The 19,652-nt window shown below is 44.1% G+C and carries 20 protein-coding genes and 1 other annotated feature; of the genes, 8 read left to right on the top strand and 12 right to left on the bottom strand.

Going from position 1 to position 19,652, the window contains the following annotated elements:
* Window positions 1-147 precede the first annotated feature (147 nt).
* Both ACHUFI_RS04850 and ACHUFI_RS04845 read left to right on the top strand, forming a co-directional pair.
* Complete coding sequence (locus ACHUFI_RS04850; protein ID WP_394247227.1) at window positions 148-1,536, top strand: NfeD family protein; 1,389 nt, start codon at window positions 148-150, stop codon at window positions 1,534-1,536.
* A gap of 65 nt (window positions 1,537-1,601) precedes the next feature.
* Window positions 1,602-2,390: a slipin family protein gene (locus tag ACHUFI_RS04845; protein WP_394247226.1), complete on the top strand. Its 789-nt coding sequence runs from the start codon at window positions 1,602-1,604 to the stop codon at window positions 2,388-2,390.
* Window positions 2,391-2,452: 62 nt separating this feature from the next.
* On the opposite strand, the gene trpA is transcribed toward ACHUFI_RS04845, so the two are convergent.
* The 7 genes from trpA to trpL2 form a co-directional block, all read right to left on the bottom strand.
* Window positions 2,453-3,259 (bottom strand): tryptophan synthase subunit alpha, encoded by an 807-nt coding sequence (trpA, locus tag ACHUFI_RS04840; RefSeq protein WP_394247225.1) that lies wholly within the window; start codon window positions 3,257-3,259, stop codon window positions 2,453-2,455.
* Window positions 3,259-4,449, bottom strand: a complete 1,191-nt coding sequence (gene trpB, locus ACHUFI_RS04835) for a tryptophan synthase subunit beta (RefSeq protein ID WP_137355999.1) — start codon at window positions 4,447-4,449, stop codon at window positions 3,259-3,261. Before trpB ends, trpA begins: the two co-directional genes overlap by 1 nt.
* A gap of 111 nt (window positions 4,450-4,560) precedes the next feature.
* Window positions 4,561-5,988, bottom strand: coding sequence for a bifunctional indole-3-glycerol-phosphate synthase TrpC/phosphoribosylanthranilate isomerase TrpF (gene trpCF, locus ACHUFI_RS04830; RefSeq protein WP_394247224.1), 1,428 nt, complete (start codon window positions 5,986-5,988; stop codon window positions 4,561-4,563).
* 24 nt (window positions 5,989-6,012) lie between these two features.
* Entirely contained in the window at window positions 6,013-7,011 is a 999-nt protein-coding gene (gene trpD / locus ACHUFI_RS04825; RefSeq protein WP_394247223.1) for an anthranilate phosphoribosyltransferase, read from the bottom strand.
* Between the two features lie 11 nt (window positions 7,012-7,022).
* Window positions 7,023-7,661 (bottom strand): aminodeoxychorismate/anthranilate synthase component II, encoded by a 639-nt coding sequence (locus ACHUFI_RS04820; RefSeq protein ID WP_394247222.1) that lies wholly within the window; start codon window positions 7,659-7,661, stop codon window positions 7,023-7,025.
* 2 nt (window positions 7,662-7,663) lie between these two features.
* The gene (locus tag ACHUFI_RS04815; RefSeq protein ID WP_394247221.1) at window positions 7,664-9,232 is read right to left on the bottom strand and encodes an anthranilate synthase component 1; all 1,569 of its coding nucleotides are present in this window, start codon (window positions 9,230-9,232) and stop codon (window positions 7,664-7,666) included.
* A gap of 125 nt (window positions 9,233-9,357) precedes the next feature.
* Window positions 9,358-9,473 (bottom strand) — a sequence feature (Trp leader region).
* On the bottom strand, window positions 9,420-9,545 hold the full coding sequence (trpL2, locus tag ACHUFI_RS04810) for a tryptophan operon leader peptide (RefSeq protein WP_394247220.1): 126 nt from the start codon (window positions 9,543-9,545) through the stop codon (window positions 9,420-9,422). Its footprint overlaps the feature before it by 54 nt.
* Before the next feature lie 121 nt (window positions 9,546-9,666).
* On the opposite strand from trpL2, the gene rnm reads away from it, so the two are divergent.
* The 3 genes from rnm (at window position 9,667) to rluB (ending at window position 12,351) form a co-directional block, all read left to right on the top strand.
* On the top strand, window positions 9,667-10,560 hold the full coding sequence (gene rnm / locus ACHUFI_RS04805; protein WP_394247219.1) for an RNase RNM: 894 nt from the start codon (window positions 9,667-9,669) through the stop codon (window positions 10,558-10,560).
* A gap of 2 nt (window positions 10,561-10,562) precedes the next feature.
* Window positions 10,563-11,183, top strand: coding sequence for an L-threonylcarbamoyladenylate synthase (locus ACHUFI_RS04800; protein ID WP_394247218.1), 621 nt, complete (start codon window positions 10,563-10,565; stop codon window positions 11,181-11,183).
* A gap of 136 nt (window positions 11,184-11,319) precedes the next feature.
* Window positions 11,320-12,351 carry a 23S rRNA pseudouridine(2605) synthase RluB gene (gene rluB, locus ACHUFI_RS04795; RefSeq protein ID WP_394247217.1) on the top strand — a complete coding sequence of 344 codons (1,032 nt, stop codon included), beginning with the start codon at window positions 11,320-11,322 and terminating at the stop codon, window positions 12,349-12,351.
* 83 nt (window positions 12,352-12,434) lie between these two features.
* Here rluB and ACHUFI_RS04790 read toward each other — a convergent pair whose 3' ends face one another.
* Window positions 12,435-13,316, bottom strand: coding sequence for a LysR family transcriptional regulator (locus ACHUFI_RS04790; protein ID WP_394247216.1), 882 nt, complete (start codon window positions 13,314-13,316; stop codon window positions 12,435-12,437).
* A 161-nt stretch (window positions 13,317-13,477) separates the two neighbouring features.
* On the bottom strand, window positions 13,478-14,281 hold the full coding sequence (locus ACHUFI_RS04785) for an alpha/beta hydrolase (RefSeq protein ID WP_394247215.1): 804 nt from the start codon (window positions 14,279-14,281) through the stop codon (window positions 13,478-13,480).
* 288 nt (window positions 14,282-14,569) lie between these two features.
* Here ACHUFI_RS04785 and ACHUFI_RS04780 point away from each other — a divergent pair, with 288 nt between their 5' ends.
* Together ACHUFI_RS04780 and ACHUFI_RS04775 are read left to right on the top strand one after the other, a co-directional pair.
* Complete coding sequence (locus ACHUFI_RS04780; RefSeq protein ID WP_394247214.1) at window positions 14,570-16,150, top strand: winged helix-turn-helix domain-containing protein; 1,581 nt, start codon at window positions 14,570-14,572, stop codon at window positions 16,148-16,150.
* Window positions 16,151-16,276: 126 nt separating this feature from the next.
* Entirely contained in the window at window positions 16,277-17,182 is a 906-nt protein-coding gene (locus ACHUFI_RS04775; protein WP_394247213.1) for an N-acyl homoserine lactonase family protein, read from the top strand.
* 98 nt (window positions 17,183-17,280) lie between these two features.
* On the opposite strand, the gene ACHUFI_RS04770 is transcribed toward ACHUFI_RS04775, so the two are convergent.
* From ACHUFI_RS04770 to efpL, 3 genes are all read right to left on the bottom strand, one after another.
* Window positions 17,281-17,772, bottom strand: a complete 492-nt coding sequence (locus ACHUFI_RS04770; RefSeq protein WP_394247212.1) for an RNA methyltransferase — start codon at window positions 17,770-17,772, stop codon at window positions 17,281-17,283.
* Between the two features lie 67 nt (window positions 17,773-17,839).
* Entirely contained in the window at window positions 17,840-18,160 is a 321-nt protein-coding gene (locus ACHUFI_RS04765; protein ID WP_394247211.1) for an HI1450 family dsDNA-mimic protein, read from the bottom strand.
* An 8-nt stretch (window positions 18,161-18,168) separates the two neighbouring features.
* A complete protein-coding gene (gene efpL / locus ACHUFI_RS04760; protein WP_394247210.1) occupies window positions 18,169-18,738 on the bottom strand; it encodes an elongation factor P-like protein EfpL in 570 nt (189 codons plus the stop codon).
* A 135-nt stretch (window positions 18,739-18,873) separates the two neighbouring features.
* On the opposite strand from efpL, the gene ACHUFI_RS04755 reads away from it, so the two are divergent.
* Window positions 18,874-19,641, top strand: a complete 768-nt coding sequence (locus tag ACHUFI_RS04755) for a nucleotidyltransferase domain-containing protein (RefSeq protein ID WP_394247209.1) — start codon at window positions 18,874-18,876, stop codon at window positions 19,639-19,641.
* The last annotated feature ends 11 nt before the right edge of the window (window positions 19,642-19,652 follow it).

The raw sequence follows: 19,652 nt of genomic DNA, 5'->3' as shown, positions 1-19,652 counted from the left end.
TATGCACATTAATAGCATGAGCAATTCCGACGGCTGTTGTGCGAATTTTGTGCTGAACTATGCTTATAGTGTCAATTTATCACTCAGATGTTATCGCTACGTTTTAATTTGCCTTTCCTAGCATCTGAGTTGTAAAGAGAGGTTGGCATGAATTGGATTTCAAAATGTTTATTAGCCTATTTATTAATCATATCGGCGTTTTCGGTTCGAGCTGACGATGTGTGGGTCATTGAAATTGATGGTGGGATCGGGCCTGCTACCAGTGATTATATCAGCCGTGAAATCAAACAAGCGCAAACGGAACAAGCAAGTTTCATTGCGATCAAAATGAACACACCAGGTGGGTTAGATACCTCAATGAGAGAGATCATTCGGGCGATCACCACTTCTTCTATTCCTGTCGCCACTTGGGTCGGCCCAGCGGGTTCACGCGCGGCAAGTGCTGGTACCTATATCTTATTAGCCAGTCACGTAGCGGTCATGGCACCGGGAACCAACCTTGGGGCTGCTACTCCTGTTTCAATCGGTGGCGGAAAAGCGCCAACCAATCCTTTTTCTCCAAAAGACAAACAAGATAATCAACCAGAAGAATCCGCCAGTGAAAAATCACCAGCTGAGGCAGACTCTGAAAAAGTAAAAGCGACGACAGCAATGGAGAAAAAAGTCATTAATGACGCCGCTGCCTATATCGTGAGCTTGGCAAAATTGCACAATAGAAACCAAGAGTGGGCAGAAAAAGCGGTGCGAGAAGCGGCCAGCCTGGATTCTGAGCAAGCACTACAATTGAACGTCATCGATTTTATCGCGAGAGATTTAGATCAACTCGTTGCTCTTAGTAACGGGAGAAGCGTTACGATCAATGGAGTCAAGAGTACGATTGAACTTGAAGATGTGGCGTACGTAGTCAGAGAGCAGGATTGGCGATTTAGTTTGCTGTCTGTCATCACTAACCCCAATGTCGCTTACATTCTCATGCTGATTGGGATCTACGGTTTATTACTCGAATTTTATAATCCAGGCGTTGGTCTACCGGGCGTTTTGGGTGGGATATGTTTGTTACTCGCGATGTATTCGTTACAAATGCTGCCGGTTAGCTATGCTGGCCTTGCATTGATTTTGCTTGGTATCGCGTTAATGGTGGCAGAAGCGTTCAGTCCTAGTTTTGGAATTTTTGGCTTAGGTGGGGTCGCGGCATTTACTCTCGGTTCAATTATGTTAATGGATACCGAAGTTCCCGGTTATCAAATAGCGTTACCTTTAATCATTGGGATCAGTTTGTTTTCTGTGGCCTTTATCGTCATGACCCTTTCAATGCTGCTAAAAGTGCGGAGGAAGCCTGTAACTACAGGTGCTGAAGTGCTGATAGGCGATACGGGCAAAGTTGTGAGTGGTTTCCCGGGTGCTGGAAGAGTGCTATTAGCCGGTGAAATTTGGCAAGCGACATGTGATGAGAATCTAAAGGTTGGAGAGCGTGTGCGAGTGATAAAGCTTCAAGGGGTAACGCTCGATGTTGAGCATGTTTCCGACAATGAATAGAAACGCTGGATAAAGCCCAATGGTTAAACCATTTCTTAACTTATCGTTACCAGTAGGGGGCGGTTATGTTTATACACACAATAGCGATTGTCGTGGTGTTGGTGATTTTACTCATCGCGAGTATGTTCAAAGTTTTGCGAGAATACGAACGAGCGGTCGTGTTTTTTCTAGGGCGCTTTTATGGTGTTAAAGGGCCGGGGTTAATCATCATAATCCCTTTGATCCAACAAATAGTGAGGGTCGATCTTAGAACGATAGTATTGGATGTCCCAACTCAAGATTTGATTACTCGTGACAATGTGTCGGTCAAAGTGAATGCGGTGGTGTACTTTCGAGTTCTTGACCCAAAGATGGCCATTAATAATGTCGAGAATTATTTGGAAGCGACCAGTCAACTGTCTCAAACGACGCTTCGCTCAGTGTTAGGGCAACATGAACTGGATGAGCTATTGTCGGAACGGGAAGAGTTAAATCGAGATCTACAGGCTATTCTCGATCAGCATACCGATAATTGGGGCATAAAAATCGCAAACGTAGAAATCAAGCATGTTGATTTGGACGACAGTATGGTGAGAGCGCTTGCCAAGCAGGCAGAGGCGGAACGGTCTCGACGGGCGAAAGTCATACACGCAACAGGTGAACTTGAAGCATCGACTAAGTTGCGGGAAGCGGCGGATGTATTAAATAAGGCGCCAAATGCGATTCAGCTAAGGTATATGCAGACGTTAACGGAAGTCTCTAATGAACGAACCACTACGATCGTGTTCCCTATGCCAATAGATTTAGTCGACAAAATTATTGATCCTATGAAGGCCGCAGCGACAAAAGCTCAGCCGAATAAGCCAGATAGCTAGAAAACAAAAAAGCTCCACAATAGTGGAGCTTTTTTATTGGGAACGCTTAATAGCCAGTGCGACTACTTTTGAGTAGCAGCTTTCATCGGAGTGATGAACTCAGACAAGGCTTTTAGCATTTGTTCTGGTTGCTCAACGTTTTGCTCGATGATTTTCACAACTGCAGAACCTGAAATTGCGCCAGCTGCGCCAGCTTCAATTGCTTCTTTCACTTGCTCTGGAGCTGAAATACCAAAACCTAGCAATGCTGGTGGTGCATCATATTGATTTAGTCGCTCAAGTAGCGCAGTTACTGGCATATTTGCTTTAGTTTCAGCGCCTGTTACACCCGCTCGAGAAAGCAGGTAAGTGTAACCACCACCAAGTTCAGAGACAGACTTTAGCGTTTCATCGCTGGCTGTAGGCGGAGCAATGAAAATTGGGTGGATACCGAACTTTTCTGCGGCAGCAACAAATTCAGCACTTTCATTGGTCGGAACGTCAGCGATAAGTACAGAGTCAATTCCTGCGTTAGCACAGCGCTCATAAAAGCTTTCAATGCCGCGAGAGTACACAAGGTTTGCATACATCAGCAGGCCAATTGGCAACTCTGGGTATTTTGCGCGGATCTTACCGATAAGTTCAAAGCAGATGTCTGGTGTTGTGTTTGAGTCCAGTGCGCGAATATTTGCGCCTTGGATCGTTGGACCATCTGCGAGTGGGTCTGAGAACGGGATACCTAGTTCTAGGGCATCAGCACCTGCTTCTACCAGCGTCTCCATAATTTTTAGAGACTGTTCCGGGTTAGGATCACCAACCGTTACGAAAGGAACGAATGCGCCTTGATTTTTTTCCGCTAAGCGAGTGAAGAGTGATTGATAACGATCCATTAAAGAGCTCCTTTCGCTTCAAGAATATCGTGAACGGTGAAGATGTCTTTGTCACCACGACCAGACAAGTTTACAACCAGTAACTGTTCTTTCTCTGGGTTGTCTTTCGCCATTTTAAGCGCATGAGCAAGTGCGTGAGACGATTCTAATGCTGGGATGATGCCTTCGTTGCGAGCAAGGGTTTGGAACGCTTCTAATGCTTCATCATCAGTTACGTTGTCGTACTCTGCGCGGCCGATAGCATTTAGGTGAGCGTGCTGAGGGCCAACTGAAGGGAAATCTAGACCAGCAGATACTGAGTATGACTCTTCTACTTGACCGTTTTCATCCTGCATCAGGGGCGCTTTCATACCAAAGAAGATGCCTGTCTTACCGTGTTTCAGCGGAGCACCGTGTTGGTCGGTATCAATACCTTTACCTGCAGGCTCTACACCGATAAGGCGGACAGTTTCTTCTTCGATGAAATCAGCAAACATACCGATAGCATTTGAACCACCGCCGACACAAGCGATCACAGCGTCAGGGAGACGGCCTTCACGCGCTAGGATTTGGTTCTTCGTTTCTTCGCCAATCATACGTTGAAAATCACGAACAATGGTTGGGAATGGGTGAGGGCCAGCAGCAGTACCTAGTAGGTAATGCGCATCTTCGTACGTTGCAGACCAGTCACGTAGAGCTTCGTTACATGCATCTTTTAGTGTTGATGAACCAGAATGAACTGGAATCACTTCAGCACCCATTAGTTTCATACGGAACACGTTTGGACTTTGACGTTCAACGTCTTTTGCGCCCATGTAAACACGACATTTCAGACCTAGCAGTGCACACGCTAATGCTGTTGCGACACCGTGTTGACCTGCGCCAGTTTCTGCAATGATTTCGTTTTTACCCATGCGCTTGGCTAGTAGCGCCTGACCAAGCACTTGGTTGGTTTTGTGCGCACCACCGTGTAGTAAGTCTTCACGCTTTAGGTACAGCTTGGTTTTGGTACCTTTAGTCAGGTTGCGTGTCAGTGTTAGCGCTGTTGGGCGACCTGCGTATTCTTGAAGCAGCGACATGAATTCACTGCGAAATTCAGGATCGGCTTGTGCATCGATAAATGCTTGCTCCAGTTGTTCTAATGCTGGCACAAGGATCTGTGGGACATATTGACCACCGTATTCGCCGAAGTAGGCGTCGAGTTTTGCCATGGTACTGTTCCTTAATATTGCTCGGTGAGGCAGCGTTGTTTATTAGGCTGATTCACCATAAATGTCGGTCTGCAAATGAGTGCGGTATTCAGTCACTCATTTGCGAAGTAATTAATATCTACGAATCTCGGTAAAAGCTTGCTGCAGCTTAGTCGCGTCTTTTTTGCCTGGAACTTCTTCTACACCCGAATTAAGATCTAATCCTAAGCATCCTAGTTTTGAAGCTTGGTTAGCGTTTTCTGGGCTTAACCCACCAGCTAGCATGATGTCAGCGTTCTCTGCGAGTAGTGACCAATCAAAAGAGTGACCTGTTCCACCAGATTGGTTACCCACTTTTGCATCGAGTAAATGGCGTTCAATGTTTGCGCTTAGTAACTCAGGGATAGCATCGACAACGCCATAAGCTTTCCAAATATTCACTTGGTTACCGAGCTTTTCTTTTAGCGAATCAACATAGCCTTGATCTTCGTCGCCATGCAATTGTACAGCGGTTAAACCTAGCTCTAGTGCTGTGTCGGCTACTTGTTCGATTGTGTGGTTCTGGAACACCCCAACATAGCTCAGTGGTGCGCCGCTCATGGTTAAGCGCGCTGCCTCTAGATCAACATAACGTTTAGAAGCTTCAACGAAAATCAGACCACCAAAGACTGAGCCCGCTTGGTATGCTTTCGCGGCATCATCAGGGTGAGTTAAACCACATACTTTGTTCTCACCGAGTGTGATTTTACGGACTGCAAGCTCTAGGTTGTCTTCTGCCATAAGAGAGCTGCCGATCAAGAATCCATCAGCAAAGCTTGATAGGTCTCTTACTTGTTGGTGAGTGTAGATACCGGACTCTGAAATCACGATTGCGTTAGGAGCGAGCTCACGAAGCATTGGAGCTAGCTCTTTAGTGCGGTTTAAGTCAGTAGAAAGATCGCGCAGATTGCGGTTATTAATACCGATCACCTTCGCATTCAGTACCACTGCACGATGAAGCTCTTCTTCGTTACTCACTTCAGTTAGAACGCCCATATTGAGTGAGTGCGCCACCTCTGCAAGTGCTTGGTATTCCTCATCATCAAGTACCGAAAGCATAAGCAAAATAGCATCGGCAGAATAATGGCGGGCTAGATACACTTGATATGTATCGACCATAAAATCTTTGCACAGAATAGGTTGTTTAGCGATGCGGCGTACTTGTGGCAAAAATTCAAAGTTACCTTGGAAGTACTTCTCGTCGGTTAAAACGGAAATCGCATTCGCGTGGTTATTGTAAACCGATGCAATGTAATCAAGGTCAAAGTCATCACGAATTAGGCCTTTAGACGGTGAAGCTTTTTTACACTCAGTAATAAATACGGTTTGTTCGCCACTCAGTGCATCGTAAAAATTACGGTCTGATTGAGTAAGGTCAGCTTTAAACTCATTTAGTGGTTGAGTCTGCTTACGAGCTTCAACCCACTGGTATTTGTCTCGAACGATTTTTGCTAATACTTCCGCCATTTCAGCTTCTTTTACTGAAACGTGGGCTGACAATTTATCGGTAGTCTGTGTCATGTTTCTATCTCAAATAGTCGTTCGTTATGCGTGCTCTGCGAGCTGTTGTACTAGCTCGTAAGCTTTGCCTGAATTCATGGCATCAATCGCGTGTTGTGCATTAGCCTTTAGATCTTCATGGCCAAATAGACGCATCAGTAGTGCAACGTTTACCGCCACAGCGCCTGCTTGAGCTTCTGTGCCTTTACCCGTTAGGATCTGTGTGGTAATCGCTCGGTTTTCTTCTGGATCGCCACCCTTAATTGCTTCAAGCGGGTGAGTGTTCAAGCCAAAATCTTCTGGTGACACTGTGTATTCGTGAATTTCGCCATCTTTGATTTCAGCAACCGTCGTTTCGCCGTGAATGGCTACTTCATCTAAGCCGCTACCGTGAACAACGGCTGCGCGCTTCATTCCCATTTGTAGCATTGTTTCTGCAATAGGGCGTACTAGTTCTTTGCTGTACACGCCCATTAATTCAATATTTGGACGTGCAGGGTTAATCAGTGGGCCCAAGATATTAAAGATTGTGCGGGTTTTTAGCATTTGACGTACTGGCATTGCATGGCGTACGCCACCGTGATACTGAGGCGCAAATAGGAAAGCCACGCCAAGTTTGTCGACTGCAGAGCGAGTGTCTTCAGCGCTCATCGCTAAGTTAATACCGAACGAATCTAATAGGTCTGAAGAGCCAGATTTGCTCGAAACGCTGCGGTTACCATGTTTAGCGACTTTCAAGCCACATGCTGCTGCCACGAATGCTGATGTCGTAGAGATATTGATTGTGTTGTGGCCATCGCCACCAGTACCAACTATATCCGCGAAATCGTAATCTGGGCGAGGGAATGGATTGGCATTAGCCAGTAGCGCTTTTGCTGCGCCTGCGATTTCATCCGGAGTCTCGCCTTTGATTTTTAGAGCCGTTAACGCTGCAGTCATCAAAATTGGGTCTAACTCGCCACGAATAATCGTATCGAATAATGATTGGCTTTCTTCTTGAGAGAGGTCTTTTTGCTCGTAAAGCTTATTAATAATCTGTTCCATAATTTGTTTTCCTATTTAGCATTGGTCGCAACGGAAGGGTTACTCTCAAGAGCCCACTCGATTGCATTTGCAAGTAAAGTCGCCCCGTAGGTCGTCATGATTGACTCTGGGTGGAACTGAAAGCCGCATACTTTGTCTTGTTCTTGAACTACTGACATTACCAAATCGTCGACTTCAGCGGTAATCGTTAGTGAGTTTGGTACTGAAGTTGCGACTAATGAGTGGTAACGAGCTATGGCTAACGGTGAAGGCAAACCTTGGTAAGTCGCATGATTGTCGTGCTCCATCATCGACACCTTGCCATGAATGATTTCGCCCGCACCAGCGACTGTGCCGCCGTAGGCTTCTACGATTGCTTGATGGCCTAAACAAATGCCTATCATTGGCAATTTGCCTTTTAGACGTTGAATCAGCTCTGGCATATTACCCGCTTCTGAAGGCGCGCCTGGGCCAGGAGAAAGCAAAACCACAGGGTTATCCAATTCGCTAACCGCTCGCTCGATAGCATCGGTAGAGATTTGATTACGGTAAATCGTTACCTGGTGTCCGAGTGTTCGAAATTGATCCACCAAGTTATAAGTAAATGAGTCAAAGTTATCGATGAAAACAATGTTAGCAGAGCGAGAATTTGAAGTTTGTTGAGTCGTCATGATTACACTCCTTGATGCGCTGCTTGAATTGCAGAGATAACGGCTTGCGCTTTACCACGAGTTTCATCAGCTTCCGCTTGCGGGTCTGAGTCGAATACCACACCAGCACCTGCTTGAACTTGAGCAACGCCGTTTTCGACGTAGGCAGAACGAATGACGATACAAGTGTCTAATGTTCCTTCGCCAGTTAAGTAACCCACGGCGCCGCCATAACTACCACGACGCGCTTTTTCGACATCACGAATCAACTGCATTGCGCGAATTTTCGGCGCGCCAGTTAGGGTACCCATATTCATGCAGGCTTGATAAGCGTGTAGAGCATCTAAATCGTCACGCAGTTGGCCGACAACACGAGAAACTAAGTGCATCACGTGACTATAGCGGTCGACTTTTAATAGGTCTGCTACGTGGCGAGTGCCAGCTTGAGAAATACGAGCAACGTCGTTACGTGCCAGATCAACTAGCATCATGTGCTCTGCGTTTTCTTTTTTGTCGGTACGCAGCTCTAATTCGATACGGCTATCTAAATCGAAATCGATTTCACCATTTGGACGTTTGCCTCGACGACGAGTTCCTGCGATTGGGTAAATTTCAACTTGGTTGGTTTCTGTTTCGTATTTCAATGCACTTTCAGGAGACGCGCCAAACAATGTGAATAGCTCATCTTGCATGTAGAACATGTAAGGGCTTGGGTTTGACTGCTTGAGCTCTTTGTATGCAGCTAACGGGGCAGGGCAAGGCAAAGTAAATCGGCGAGAAGGAACCACTTGGAATACATCGCCTTTTACTACGTACTCTTTTAGATCACGAACCGTTTGGCAGAAATCTTTATCGGAGACACTTGGAACTGCATCAACGTTTTGCAACTTTTCTACTTCAGGAATCGAAATTGGAGTTTCACATTGTTGTTTAATATCATCCAAACGAGTGTTTAGTTGATCTTTTACGGATGCATCATCTGCGAAAATACTCGCTTGAAGTAAGCTTTGGTTCTTCTGGTGGTCGATAACGAGTAGGGTTTCCGCTACATAGAATACGAAGTCCGGGCAGTTGTTTGTCGCTGCCGCATTTCCTAATTGTTCAAAGTTAGCCACCATGTCATAAGCAAACAACCCTGCCATGAATAATTCATGTTTTTCTTGAGCGTTGTTGGTAAAGCTATGTTGTACCAATCGTAATGCATCGAACGAAGAGGCTTCTCTTAATCGAGAATCTTCATCTAAATCAATGCATGGCTCAGAAAAGTTGAGAATAAGAAGGTTGCCTGAAAGGGTATTATCGACGTCGTCTTTTACATTTTGGTTAAGATGTTCAATAAGGTGCTGACCATTGTCCGTCAGCGCTTGAAACATGACTTGGTGATCGTGACAAACAATGCGAACGGCAGAATCAATTAACAGAAGGCTTTTTAAGTTCTGCTTTGAGTCAATTTCAGCTGATTCAAGGAGCAAGCTGTCCGTTTTATTAGCACACAAGGTGTGGAAGACACTTGTTGGATCTTGAGAATAAGGAACAGAAGTATTGATGACTTCAATGTTTCCTAGCTTTTTGATTTCAATGGCCTTGTTCACAAGACCTCCTTTATGATTCTTAAAATTTCCTGCCGTACATAGTCGCATAAAGAAACCTTTCACCCAATCTTGAATCTTCCGATATCGATGGTTTGTTGTGCACTTGAATGTGAGTTGTTCGACAAAATAAAAAGCCCGCTATGAAAGCGGGCTTAGTGACATCTTTTTTATAAACAGTGTTATAAGTTTAGAAGTATACGTTAGCCCACCATGAACTTGACCAAGTGCGCCACCAACGAAGCTCAGTACGTTCTTCAATTGAAGAAAGTACTGAAACTTTATCGTTATGGTTTTGGTTAAATTCTTGTAACATGTGAGCCTTAAAATTCAGGTACTGCGTATTTGTGTACTAGTTAACTAGTTCAAGGGCGGTAAGTCAAGCCCAATTACGACAAATAGCGCGATAAAACATATAAAAATACGAAAATATCATTATGAGAATTGATCTACACAGTCACACAACGGCTTCGGATGGCCGATTAGCGCCTAGTGCGTTAATTGATCGCGCGCTTAGCTTTAACCTCGAAGCGCTTGCCATTACAGATCATGATACGACCGATGCGTTAACGGAAGCGCATCAATACATCGCTGAAAATAATCTGCCAATCAATTTAATTAACGGCATTGAGATCTCGACAGTTTGGCAAAACAAAGACATTCACATTGTTGGCCTGAATATCGATCCTGAATCACCGAAACTGAAAGCCCTGATTGAACAGCAAAAAGCTCACCGTATTGGACGTGCTGAGCTTATCGCTTCTCGCTTGGAGAAGGCGACTCGAGAAGGCGTTTTGGAAGAAGTTCAAGCGATTGCTGGTGACGCGCCGATTACACGTGCACATTTTGCCAAGTGGTTGGTCGATAATGAGTTTGCGAAGAATATGCAGCAGGTATTCAAAAAGTATTTAACTCGCAATAACCCAGGTTATGTCCCACCAGCTTGGTGTTCTATGAGCGAAGCGGTTGCCGCCATTCATGCTGCAGGCGGGCAAGCGGTTCTTGCCCACCCAGGGCGATATGGCTTCACCGCCAAATGGATTAAACGCTTACTTGCGGCATTTGTTGAAGCTGGCGGGGATGCGATGGAAGTGGCTCAACCGCAACAAGCACAACAAGAAAGACGCAACCTTGCTGATTATGCTATACAATACAAACTATTAGCTTCTCAAGGCAGTGACTTTCATTATCCATCTCCTTGGATGGAACTAGGACGTAACTTGTGGTTACCTTCTGGAGTTGAAGCCGTGTGGAAGGATTGGGAGTTTAAAGAGTTCGAAGAACAAGCTCCTACTGAAGATAGAGTCGAGAGACTGAATAAAGAGGAATAATAATGAGCCAGTTTTTTTACGTTCACCCAGACAATCCGCAGGCTCGCTTGATCAATCAAGCTGTGGCAATTATCCGAAATGGTGGGGTTGTGGTTTACCCAACGGATTCTGGTTATGCACTTGGCTGTCAACTTGAGAATAAACAAGCCTTAGAACGCATCTGCCAGATTCGCCGTATCGACGATAAGCACAACTTTACTTTGCTTTGCCGTGACTTATCTGAATTATCGCTTTACGCAAGAGTCGATAATGTGGCTTTCCGACTATTGAAAGCTCATACTCCAGGCGCCTATACCTTTATCTTTAAAGGTACAAAAGAAGTACCAAAACGTTTGATGAACGCAAAGCGTAAAACGATTGGTATTCGCGTTCCTGATAATCAAATTGCCTTGGATTTACTTGAAGCATTGGGTGAGCCGTTAATGTCGACATCGCTTATTTTGCCAGGTAACGAGCATACAGAGTCAGACCCTGAAGAGATCCGCGATAGCCTAGAACACGCCGTCGACGTTATTCTTAATGGTGGTTACTTAGGTGAGCAGCCGACAACCGTGGTGGATTTTAGTGATGACGAAGCCACTATCGCACGTGTCGGCTCAGGCGATCCAACGCCGTTCGAATAAATCGTCATTAAATCGTATGGTCGCAAATAACAGATGCTTTTTTTATTGGTATTTGCGATAATCTGCGACCGCGATTTTTGTCGCAACAAAATTCATTCGACGTCTGTGAAGACGACAATTAGGTAGAAATTAGTAAATGAGCGAAAAATTACAGAAGGTTCTAGCGCGTGCTGGTCACGGCTCTCGTCGTGAACTTGAGACCTTAATCAAAACTGGTCGTGTTAGCGTTAATGGTCAAGTCGCAAAACTGGGTGAACGTCTAGAAGACGAAAATGCGGTTATCCGTATTGATGGTCACACGGTTTCTGGCAAAGCGTCTGAAGAAGTCGTTTGTCGTGTGCTTGCGTATTACAAGCCTGAAGGTGAGTTATGTACTCGTCATGATCCTGAAGGTCGCCGCACTGTATTCGATCGCCTGCCTAAAATCCGTGGTTCACGTTGGATCTCGGTTGGTCGTCTTGATGCGAACACCTCAGGTCTTTTGCTTTTCACTACTGATGGTGAACTGGCAAACCGCTTAATGCACCCAAGTCGTCAAGTTGAGCGTGAATATCTTGTTCGTGTGTTCGGTGAAGTAACAGAGCAAAAAGTGAAAAACTTGGTTCGCGGTGTTGAACTTGAAGATGGCATGGCTCGTTTTGAAGATGTTGTTTACGCTGGCGGCGAAGGTATGAATCATACTTTCTATGTAGCGATTAACGAAGGTCGTAACCGTGAGGTTCGTCGTCTTTGGGAATCACAAGAAACGACAGTAAGCCGTCTAAAGCGTGTCCGTTACGGTGATATTTACCTAGACAAAAAACTGCCACGTGGTGGTTGGAAAGAACTAGACCTTCAAGAAGTGAACTACCTACGTCAGCTCGTTGAACTTAGCCCTGAGAAAGAAACATTGCTTGACCTAGACCCTGCAAATACTTCTCGTAAGCGTGAACGTTCTCGTAGCCAAAAGATCCGTCGTGCGGTTAAGCGTCATGAAGAGCGCGCAAACGCTCCTAAAGGTCGCAGCAATCAAGCGAAGCGTAAAAAGCCAGCAACACGTGGAACGACTACGCCAGACTCTGCAGGTGCACCAAATAAAGGTCGCTCTCAAGGAAACAAAGCCAAGCCGAATGCGAAAAACGGCAACGCACGTCCTAATAAGCCGAGTAAGCCAAGAACACGTAAGTAAAAAGCTTAATCTAGAAAGCCAGCGTAATCGCTGGCTTTTTTGTATCTGAGTGTTCGATATGGGTCCAACTCATCACGGCACGATCACATGGGTTGCTTATAATAATTGCTAATGAATGATTTGAAAATTGATTGTTCTTCAGACAATTGAACATTGTTGTAGTACAACATGTTGATATCGATGTCGCGATAATCGAATTGAAAGGGGGCTGGTACTTTTGAAAGTACGCCATCTTTTAGTTCTTGTTCGACAAAAAAATCTAAAAATATGCCATACCCCATTCCTGATAGAACTGCATTTTTGTAGCTAAATGCATCATCAAAAGCGCAGAAGTGATCGATGGGCTTTGTGATGTTAATACTTTTCAGATAACTCCTTAACGTAGATAAGTTTACGTAGGAAGGTATCAATAAATGTTCAGAAATCGCATCGCGTAGTTGTTCTTGATTAAGTTGGTTTCTTTGGGCAGTACACAACAATGTCTTTGACTTAAACAATTGGATGGCATGCATTTGAGAATCGGCAAGTGGTCCCCCGCGAAATGCAAAATCAATGTCGCCTTTTGTTAAGTCGAGATTTGAATTCGATACAATGACATCGAGTTTGATATGTGGGTGGGCTGTAGAAAACGCGCTTAATCCGCTGAGAAAGTACCCTTGGCTCAACACCTGAGATATGGTGATTCTAATCGTTCGCGTACCGGTTGAAGGCGTTTGAAATTGGCGCTCTGCGTTCACAAAAAAATTCATGACTGCTTTACTGTTTTCGTAAAACAGCTTCCCTTCAGGCGTGATCCTGATGTGGTGAGGGCTTCTAATCACCAAGTTGACGTTGTAATACTGCTCTAGTGCAGTCAAATGTTTACTTACGGTAGATGCACTCAAATTTAGGTGGTCGGCCGTTTTCTTTAAGCTTCCTTTTTCAACAATGGCTGTATAGCTCTTGTAGTGAGTAAGTTTATCCATGGACTTGTTAATCCTTAACGACCTTATAACTATTTGTTTATCACATGTTGAGCCATCAAGCATTTTCTGATGTTAGCTTTTCGACTTGCAATAGGTATGAGCACCATACTCCGAAGAAAGGGGTAGGGTGCTCGCTATGAAACACCAGAGAATAGCTCCAACTAGCGTTGTTGAGACACAACGGTGTTCAGAATATCACTTAGTCCTTCACTGTCCGTTAGCATTGGCAAATGCCCGGTATTCAGTGCATAAACACTATCTATCCCCGCGTTCTTGGCTATTTTGAGTTGTGAAGCCAATGAAATGATCGCATCTTGGTTAGCAAACACATAGTGCTTCTCAATCTTATCCATATCGCTTTGTTTGAAACTGATGTTGTCTTCCGCGATATGAGCGGGTTCGGACTTTGATAAAGTGGCTAACAACGCGCTTTGTTGATAGGTAGCATCTTGTGCGAATGTCTTTGCAAAGTTAGCGTTGTCGCTAATGACCATTCGATGGGTTGCTTCATTGTAGCTCACGCCTTTGAAATAGTTTTCTTCGTCATTTTTATTGAGCGAGCTGAATGCACTCTCACCAATTTGAGGTGCGACGGCAGTGATATAGGTAATCGACTTAATGTCTGTTGAAGGACATAACCCTACAGCTTGGTTGATTACCGCGCCTCCTTGGCTATGCCCAGCTAGGTGAATGTTGCCACGAAGATTTTGTAGCTCAAAACAAAGCGCCTCGGCTGAGCTTGTTAGCGTGATGTGTTCAGCGTTTTCAGATTCACTTCTACCTGGCAGGTCTACGGCTAGAGTTTGAATGTTCTTTGGAAGTGACGCCGTTACTGTTTCCCATGAACCAGCCCCGAAATGTGCTCCATGGACTAACACTAAGTTATCTTGAGCATTAGCCATGTTCGCTAAAGAAAAGCTGCTAGCAAGTGCGCAGGTGCAGAGCATTGTTTGTTTAATCATCATTCATTCCTTTTTGATTGGGTGAAATCAAAATGAAGTGTAATTGCGCTATGAGCAAACCAAATGACTGAAAATAAGTTAAAATTCAAATCAAGAAACTACAAATAAAGTCAAATTTGGTTATTTTATCCGTATGGATTAAAGCGAAGTCTTAACCACATTTATTGTCCAGGAAGAGGGAAGTTGTACCGAACCCACATTGTATTTGTATTTTATAAAAGATAACCTTCATGACATTCTATTTAAGTGTTTGATTGTTTGGTTCTTATGTACTGTTTTAATGAATATACCTTGGATACCGAAAAAGAAGTGCTTTCTGCCAATGGTTCTATTGTTCCAGTGCGTAATAAAGTTCTGCAGTTGCTTTGCTATTTTGTTGAAAACCCAGAAAGGGTTGTTTCGAAAGAAGAGTTATTGGATGCGCTTTGGTCTAATGGAGAATACCGAGAGCGGTCTCTTTCACAGAGCATTCTTGAACTGCGAAAAATCTTAGGCGATTCCGCCTCTAATCCTACCTACATTCGGACCGTACCGAATCAAGGCTATAAATGGCTTGTTCCAATCAAATCCTTTGAGCCAACTAAGTCTTTACCTCGCGGTCGTCTGATGGCTATTGTGGCTTTTGTTTGCGTAGTTGTCGTCGGCTGTCTTACTTTGATGCGTACAGGTATCGATTATTCTGACCGTAACGTCAAGGTTATGGTCTTGCCATTCCAAAACCATACACGCTTGTCTTCTTACCAATGGGTCGAGTATGGGTTAAGTGACATGTTGGCGACAGACTTAATGCTGTCTTCAAGTATCCAAGTTTATCCGCCTAGCAGTGTTACGCCTTTCAATAACGATATAGATAAGTGGACACAAAAAACGTTCCAAGATTCAGCTGTCGATGTCGTGATACAAGCGTCAGTGTATTTAGGCAATGGTAAACAACGCTTGATGTATAAGGTTTTAGACTCTGATCTTCATGAAGTGAAAGGCGAGGTTGAGAAAGAAGATCTGGCGCTTTCAATGCCAAGTATTGCCTCGATGATAGTGAGAACATTGCGCCCAAAAGAGATCGTTGAAGATCTCCCTAAGTACACATTCAAAGTTGATGCAATGCACGAATATGCAAAGGGGCAGCACGCACTAAATCAACAAGGGTGCGAGTTAGCACAACATTACTTCGCTGCTTCATACACGATAGAGCCTTCACATGAATGGAGCGTTCTACAATATGCCATTTGCCAAGCAGAGTTGGGGGAAGGGGATGTTGCGAAAGGAAAATTGCTAAACCTTCTCACGAGTTCTAAAGACGCGATTGTTCAAGCACTCTCCAATGTATGGCTTGCTAACTTGTATATGACAGAAGGTGAACTCGCTCTCGCCAACCAGCATCTGAAGAATAGCAGCTATTCCAAGGTTATTGATTCTAACTACTCTTGGTTCGAGTTTGCGAAAGAAACGGCTTACTACCTAGAGTATCTTAACTATCGGTTAGGTTACCAAGAGCTTATGAATGAAGTCGTCGTTCCAGAATCAGGGGTTCCGCCGTGGCATTCAAAATCACAAAACATGAACATTGAATGGGGTGGTGCTTTAAGTTATGACCAACAAAGCATCGGGTCTCTTATAACGCTCAGCCGAAGTGTTGGGGTAGAACCCCATGTGAGGCTTAAAGCGCTTGAGGAGGCGATTGAAATCAACAAAGTGAAAGGCTCTATTCGTATCGATCAGATGTTATCACTGGAAAGTATTTACTGGTTAATCAAGACTGGCGACCTTTTAGAAGCCCAAGCAATGATACAGAGAGTGACCTCCACTTATCCTAATAAGGTCGTTCAAGTGGAACTGGATATATTAAGTCGAATGTTAGAACAAGTTCGCTAACATGTTGAATATTAAAATAATGAAAGGTTGAACGAGTTTCTAGTTCGTAATCTTTATAGTGATAATACATCACTTTTATTTGCTTTCGGTTATGCATACGATCCCTTAGTTAAGAAGGAGAAAGTAATGCAAAATCATAACCTTATAACAACACTTTGGAAGAAACGTAGTATCGCAACAGCTATGGCAAGTTTGGCTCTGAGTTTGCCGGCGATAGCGGGAAGTACCTATTCCATAGAAAGACTCAATATTGAAAGTGATGCTGATTTAAAGCTCTATGTGATTGACTGCGGAACGATTCAAGCGCGAAACCTGAAGTTGTTCAATCCACTAGAAGAGAAAGAGCGCACGATGGATCTGGCGGTACCGTGTTATTTAATTAAGCATCCGAGCAAAGGTACTTTAGTTTGGGATGCTGGTTTGGAAGACGGTATTTCAAAAGATCCAGAAGGGCAGCTGGCAGGTAATGGCGCCTTTCACTTAAAGGTTGATAAAACGATGCTGTCTCAGCTCCAAGAGTTGGGGATTGAACCAGAAGATGTGACTTATTTTGCTCCTTCACATTTGCACATGGACCATAGTGGTAACGCGAATTACTTTGAAAAGAGTACGCTTTTGATGCAAAAAGTTGAATACGACGTCGCGTTTTCTGAACAAGCGGCCAACTATGGTTTTAACCCGACTTATTATTCTAAATTGGAAAAAGAATCGTATCTTGGATTGAATGGTGACCACGACGTATTTGGCGATGATTCTGTAATTATTTTGAGTACTCCAGGTCATACTCCTGGGCATCAATCATTGTTAGTGAAGCTGAAAAATACAGGTACTATTTTACTGAGCGGGGATCTGTATCATTACCAAGGTAATCGGGATACATACGGGATTCCAGTTTGGAACGAAAAGAAAGCAACCATCAGTTCATTTGCTCGCGTTGATAATATTTTAGACAATACACCAACGAAACTGTGGATCCAGCATGACCCAGCTCATGCTAAAGGAATGCGTATGTCTCCAAACTATTATGATTAAGCTTTGATGTATTGGCGTTGATAAAAGAGCTAAACTGGTAAAAATAAAAAACCTGCTTAAATGCAGGTTTTTTGATTCCAACTAAAATACTGGTCTGTTTATGTCACCTTCAGGTGATTAGAATAATTGTCACCCTTCGCCATTCGATCATACAGAATCACGTTTACTGCAGCGGCGAGGTTCATGCAGCCATTAGTGGGTACATAAATCGTCTCTCTACAGAAGTCAGTAATCTCTTTCTTCAATGTTCCATCTTCAGGACCAAAGATATAAAAAGCACGAGGCGGGTGTTTGTAATCTGGCAACGGCTTCGCGCCTTCAATTAGATCGACGGCAATAGGCACACAGCCCACGGGAATGATTTCTTTGAGATCTTCGACACCTATAAGTGGCAATTCTAGGTGCTTTTCTTTGGTATCTGTGTGGAATTGGCGAGCATGATCGTATCGCGTACCCGTGTAAAACACGGAATTTGCGCCATAGCAACCTGCAGCACGCATCACGGAACCCACGTTTTCTGGGGTCTTAGGATTGATTAGTCCAATACAGGCATAGCCTTTCGAAAGTGTGTCGGTTTTCGCTTTGGTCATAATTTTTGTAGGTGTTGAGATAGGAAAAATACCAGCTCAACCTGAGATTGAGCTGGTGGGGTAAGTATTAGTCGCGTTTCCACAACATGTGACAGAACTTATGGTCAGGGTCACGGCTAATTAACATACGAGCAAAGACGTCGTCTAAAACATCGTCCGCTTCGTTTACTAAGCCAATGCGAACCTCTGCGTAAGTTTCTTTGTCTACTTCGAAGCCAACGTGCTCAACCCAGTCATCACCAGTTTCCACTAGCTCAGCTGCACCTCGATCGTCGAACTGAGCAGTAAATAAAATCACATCTGCTGGCTCTAGATTATCTGGTGCCATCTCGAGGAAGATATCGTAAGCCGTATCAATAGCATCGTCGTAAGACATTAAATCACTCATGACTAACCTTAGCTTGCGCGGTTCATGTATTTGCGTTCAGCGGTATTAACAACCACTTTATCGCCAGTCGCAATGTATTCTGGCACTTGTACTGTTAGACCTGTAGCAAAGCGAGCAGGTTTAGTACGAGCAGAAGCAGAAGCCCCTTTAATTGAAGGATCAGTTTCTTCGATAACTAGCTCTACTGAAGTTGGTAGCTCTAGTGTTGCTGCATTGCCGTCGATTAAAATCGCGTACATGCCTTGAGTTTCTTCGTTGATAAACAATAGCTCGTCTTCAATCATTTCGCCGTTGAAGATGTACTGAGTGTAATCTTCGTTATCCATGAAGATGTACTCGTTGCCATCAACATAAGAGAACATTACTGCGCGTTTTGTTACGTCGATAGTTTCAACGATTTCGTCTGCCTTGTGGCGTACTTCTGTTTTTACGCCTGTCGCAACATCGTTACCACGGAAGCGGTAAATTTTTTGACCGCCGCGGCCACCAGGTGTTGTGATTTCGATATCTTTAACGAGTAGAGTTTTGCCGTCTACATCGATGGCAAAACCTTTTTTAATTTCACTTGCTCTAGGCATTTTGTGTTTGTCCTTTTTGGGTCTATCCGGTGATTATATCAAGGGGAGGGTACAAATAGGAATAACTTGATTCATAAAGTCAGCTAGGCGATCATAAGTGACCTAGTCCTTAGCTTCTTAATTATTTGATCCGCGATGGTTTTACCTGTAATCAACTCTCGAACTCCTTTTCAACTTGAGTTCCAACCTGTAGTGAGTGATCTCATTCGTTTTTTAAAAAGCGGTCTGGGTTCTAATTTACACAGCGTGTATGTCTATGGCAGTGTTGCGCGCAAAACTGCAGTGGTAGGGCGTTCTAACCTCGATGTCGTGGTCGTGACAGAGCGTGATTTTTCAGAAAATAGAACAACCTTACTGAATACCATCAAGTGGCGCTTTCAAAAGAGCTTCCCTCAAGTTACTCAGGTTTCAATAAAAACCGCTTTGGTTAGTGATATTGTCAATTTTGAAAATATTTTTACGTGGGGTTTCATGCTGAAACACTGCTGCGTCTGTGTTGAAGGTGAGGACTTGTCTGACTGTTACGGTGAGTTTGAAACTAGTTGGGAAATCGCTAAACATTGGAACATGGATGTAGAAGATTGGCTTGCGGTATATCGCAATAAAATAGCCCGTTCTGCGACCCCGCAAGAGCAAGTGAATGCGCAAGTCATTATTGCTAAAAAACTGCTCAGAGCGAGTTATTCTCTGATCATGTACAAAGACAAAAACTGGTTCGATGATCCTATTGAATGTGGCGCTCAGTTTTTGAAATATCATCCGGATAAAAAAGTAGAAATCGAACGTTTGGGTATATTGCTGTCTGGGCGTTTGATTCAAAAACGATCGGTCATCGGAATTCTAGATGCGTTTGGTGATTGGCTGGTTAAGCAATACCAAAAAACGGAATTTCGCATCGGTTAGAGCGGGCTCTA

This window comes from Vibrio profundi (assembly GCF_043642225.1).
Lineage (GTDB): Bacteria > Pseudomonadota > Gammaproteobacteria > Enterobacterales > Vibrionaceae > Vibrio > Vibrio profundi_A.
This window is presented reverse-complemented; position numbering and strand designations above follow the sequence as displayed.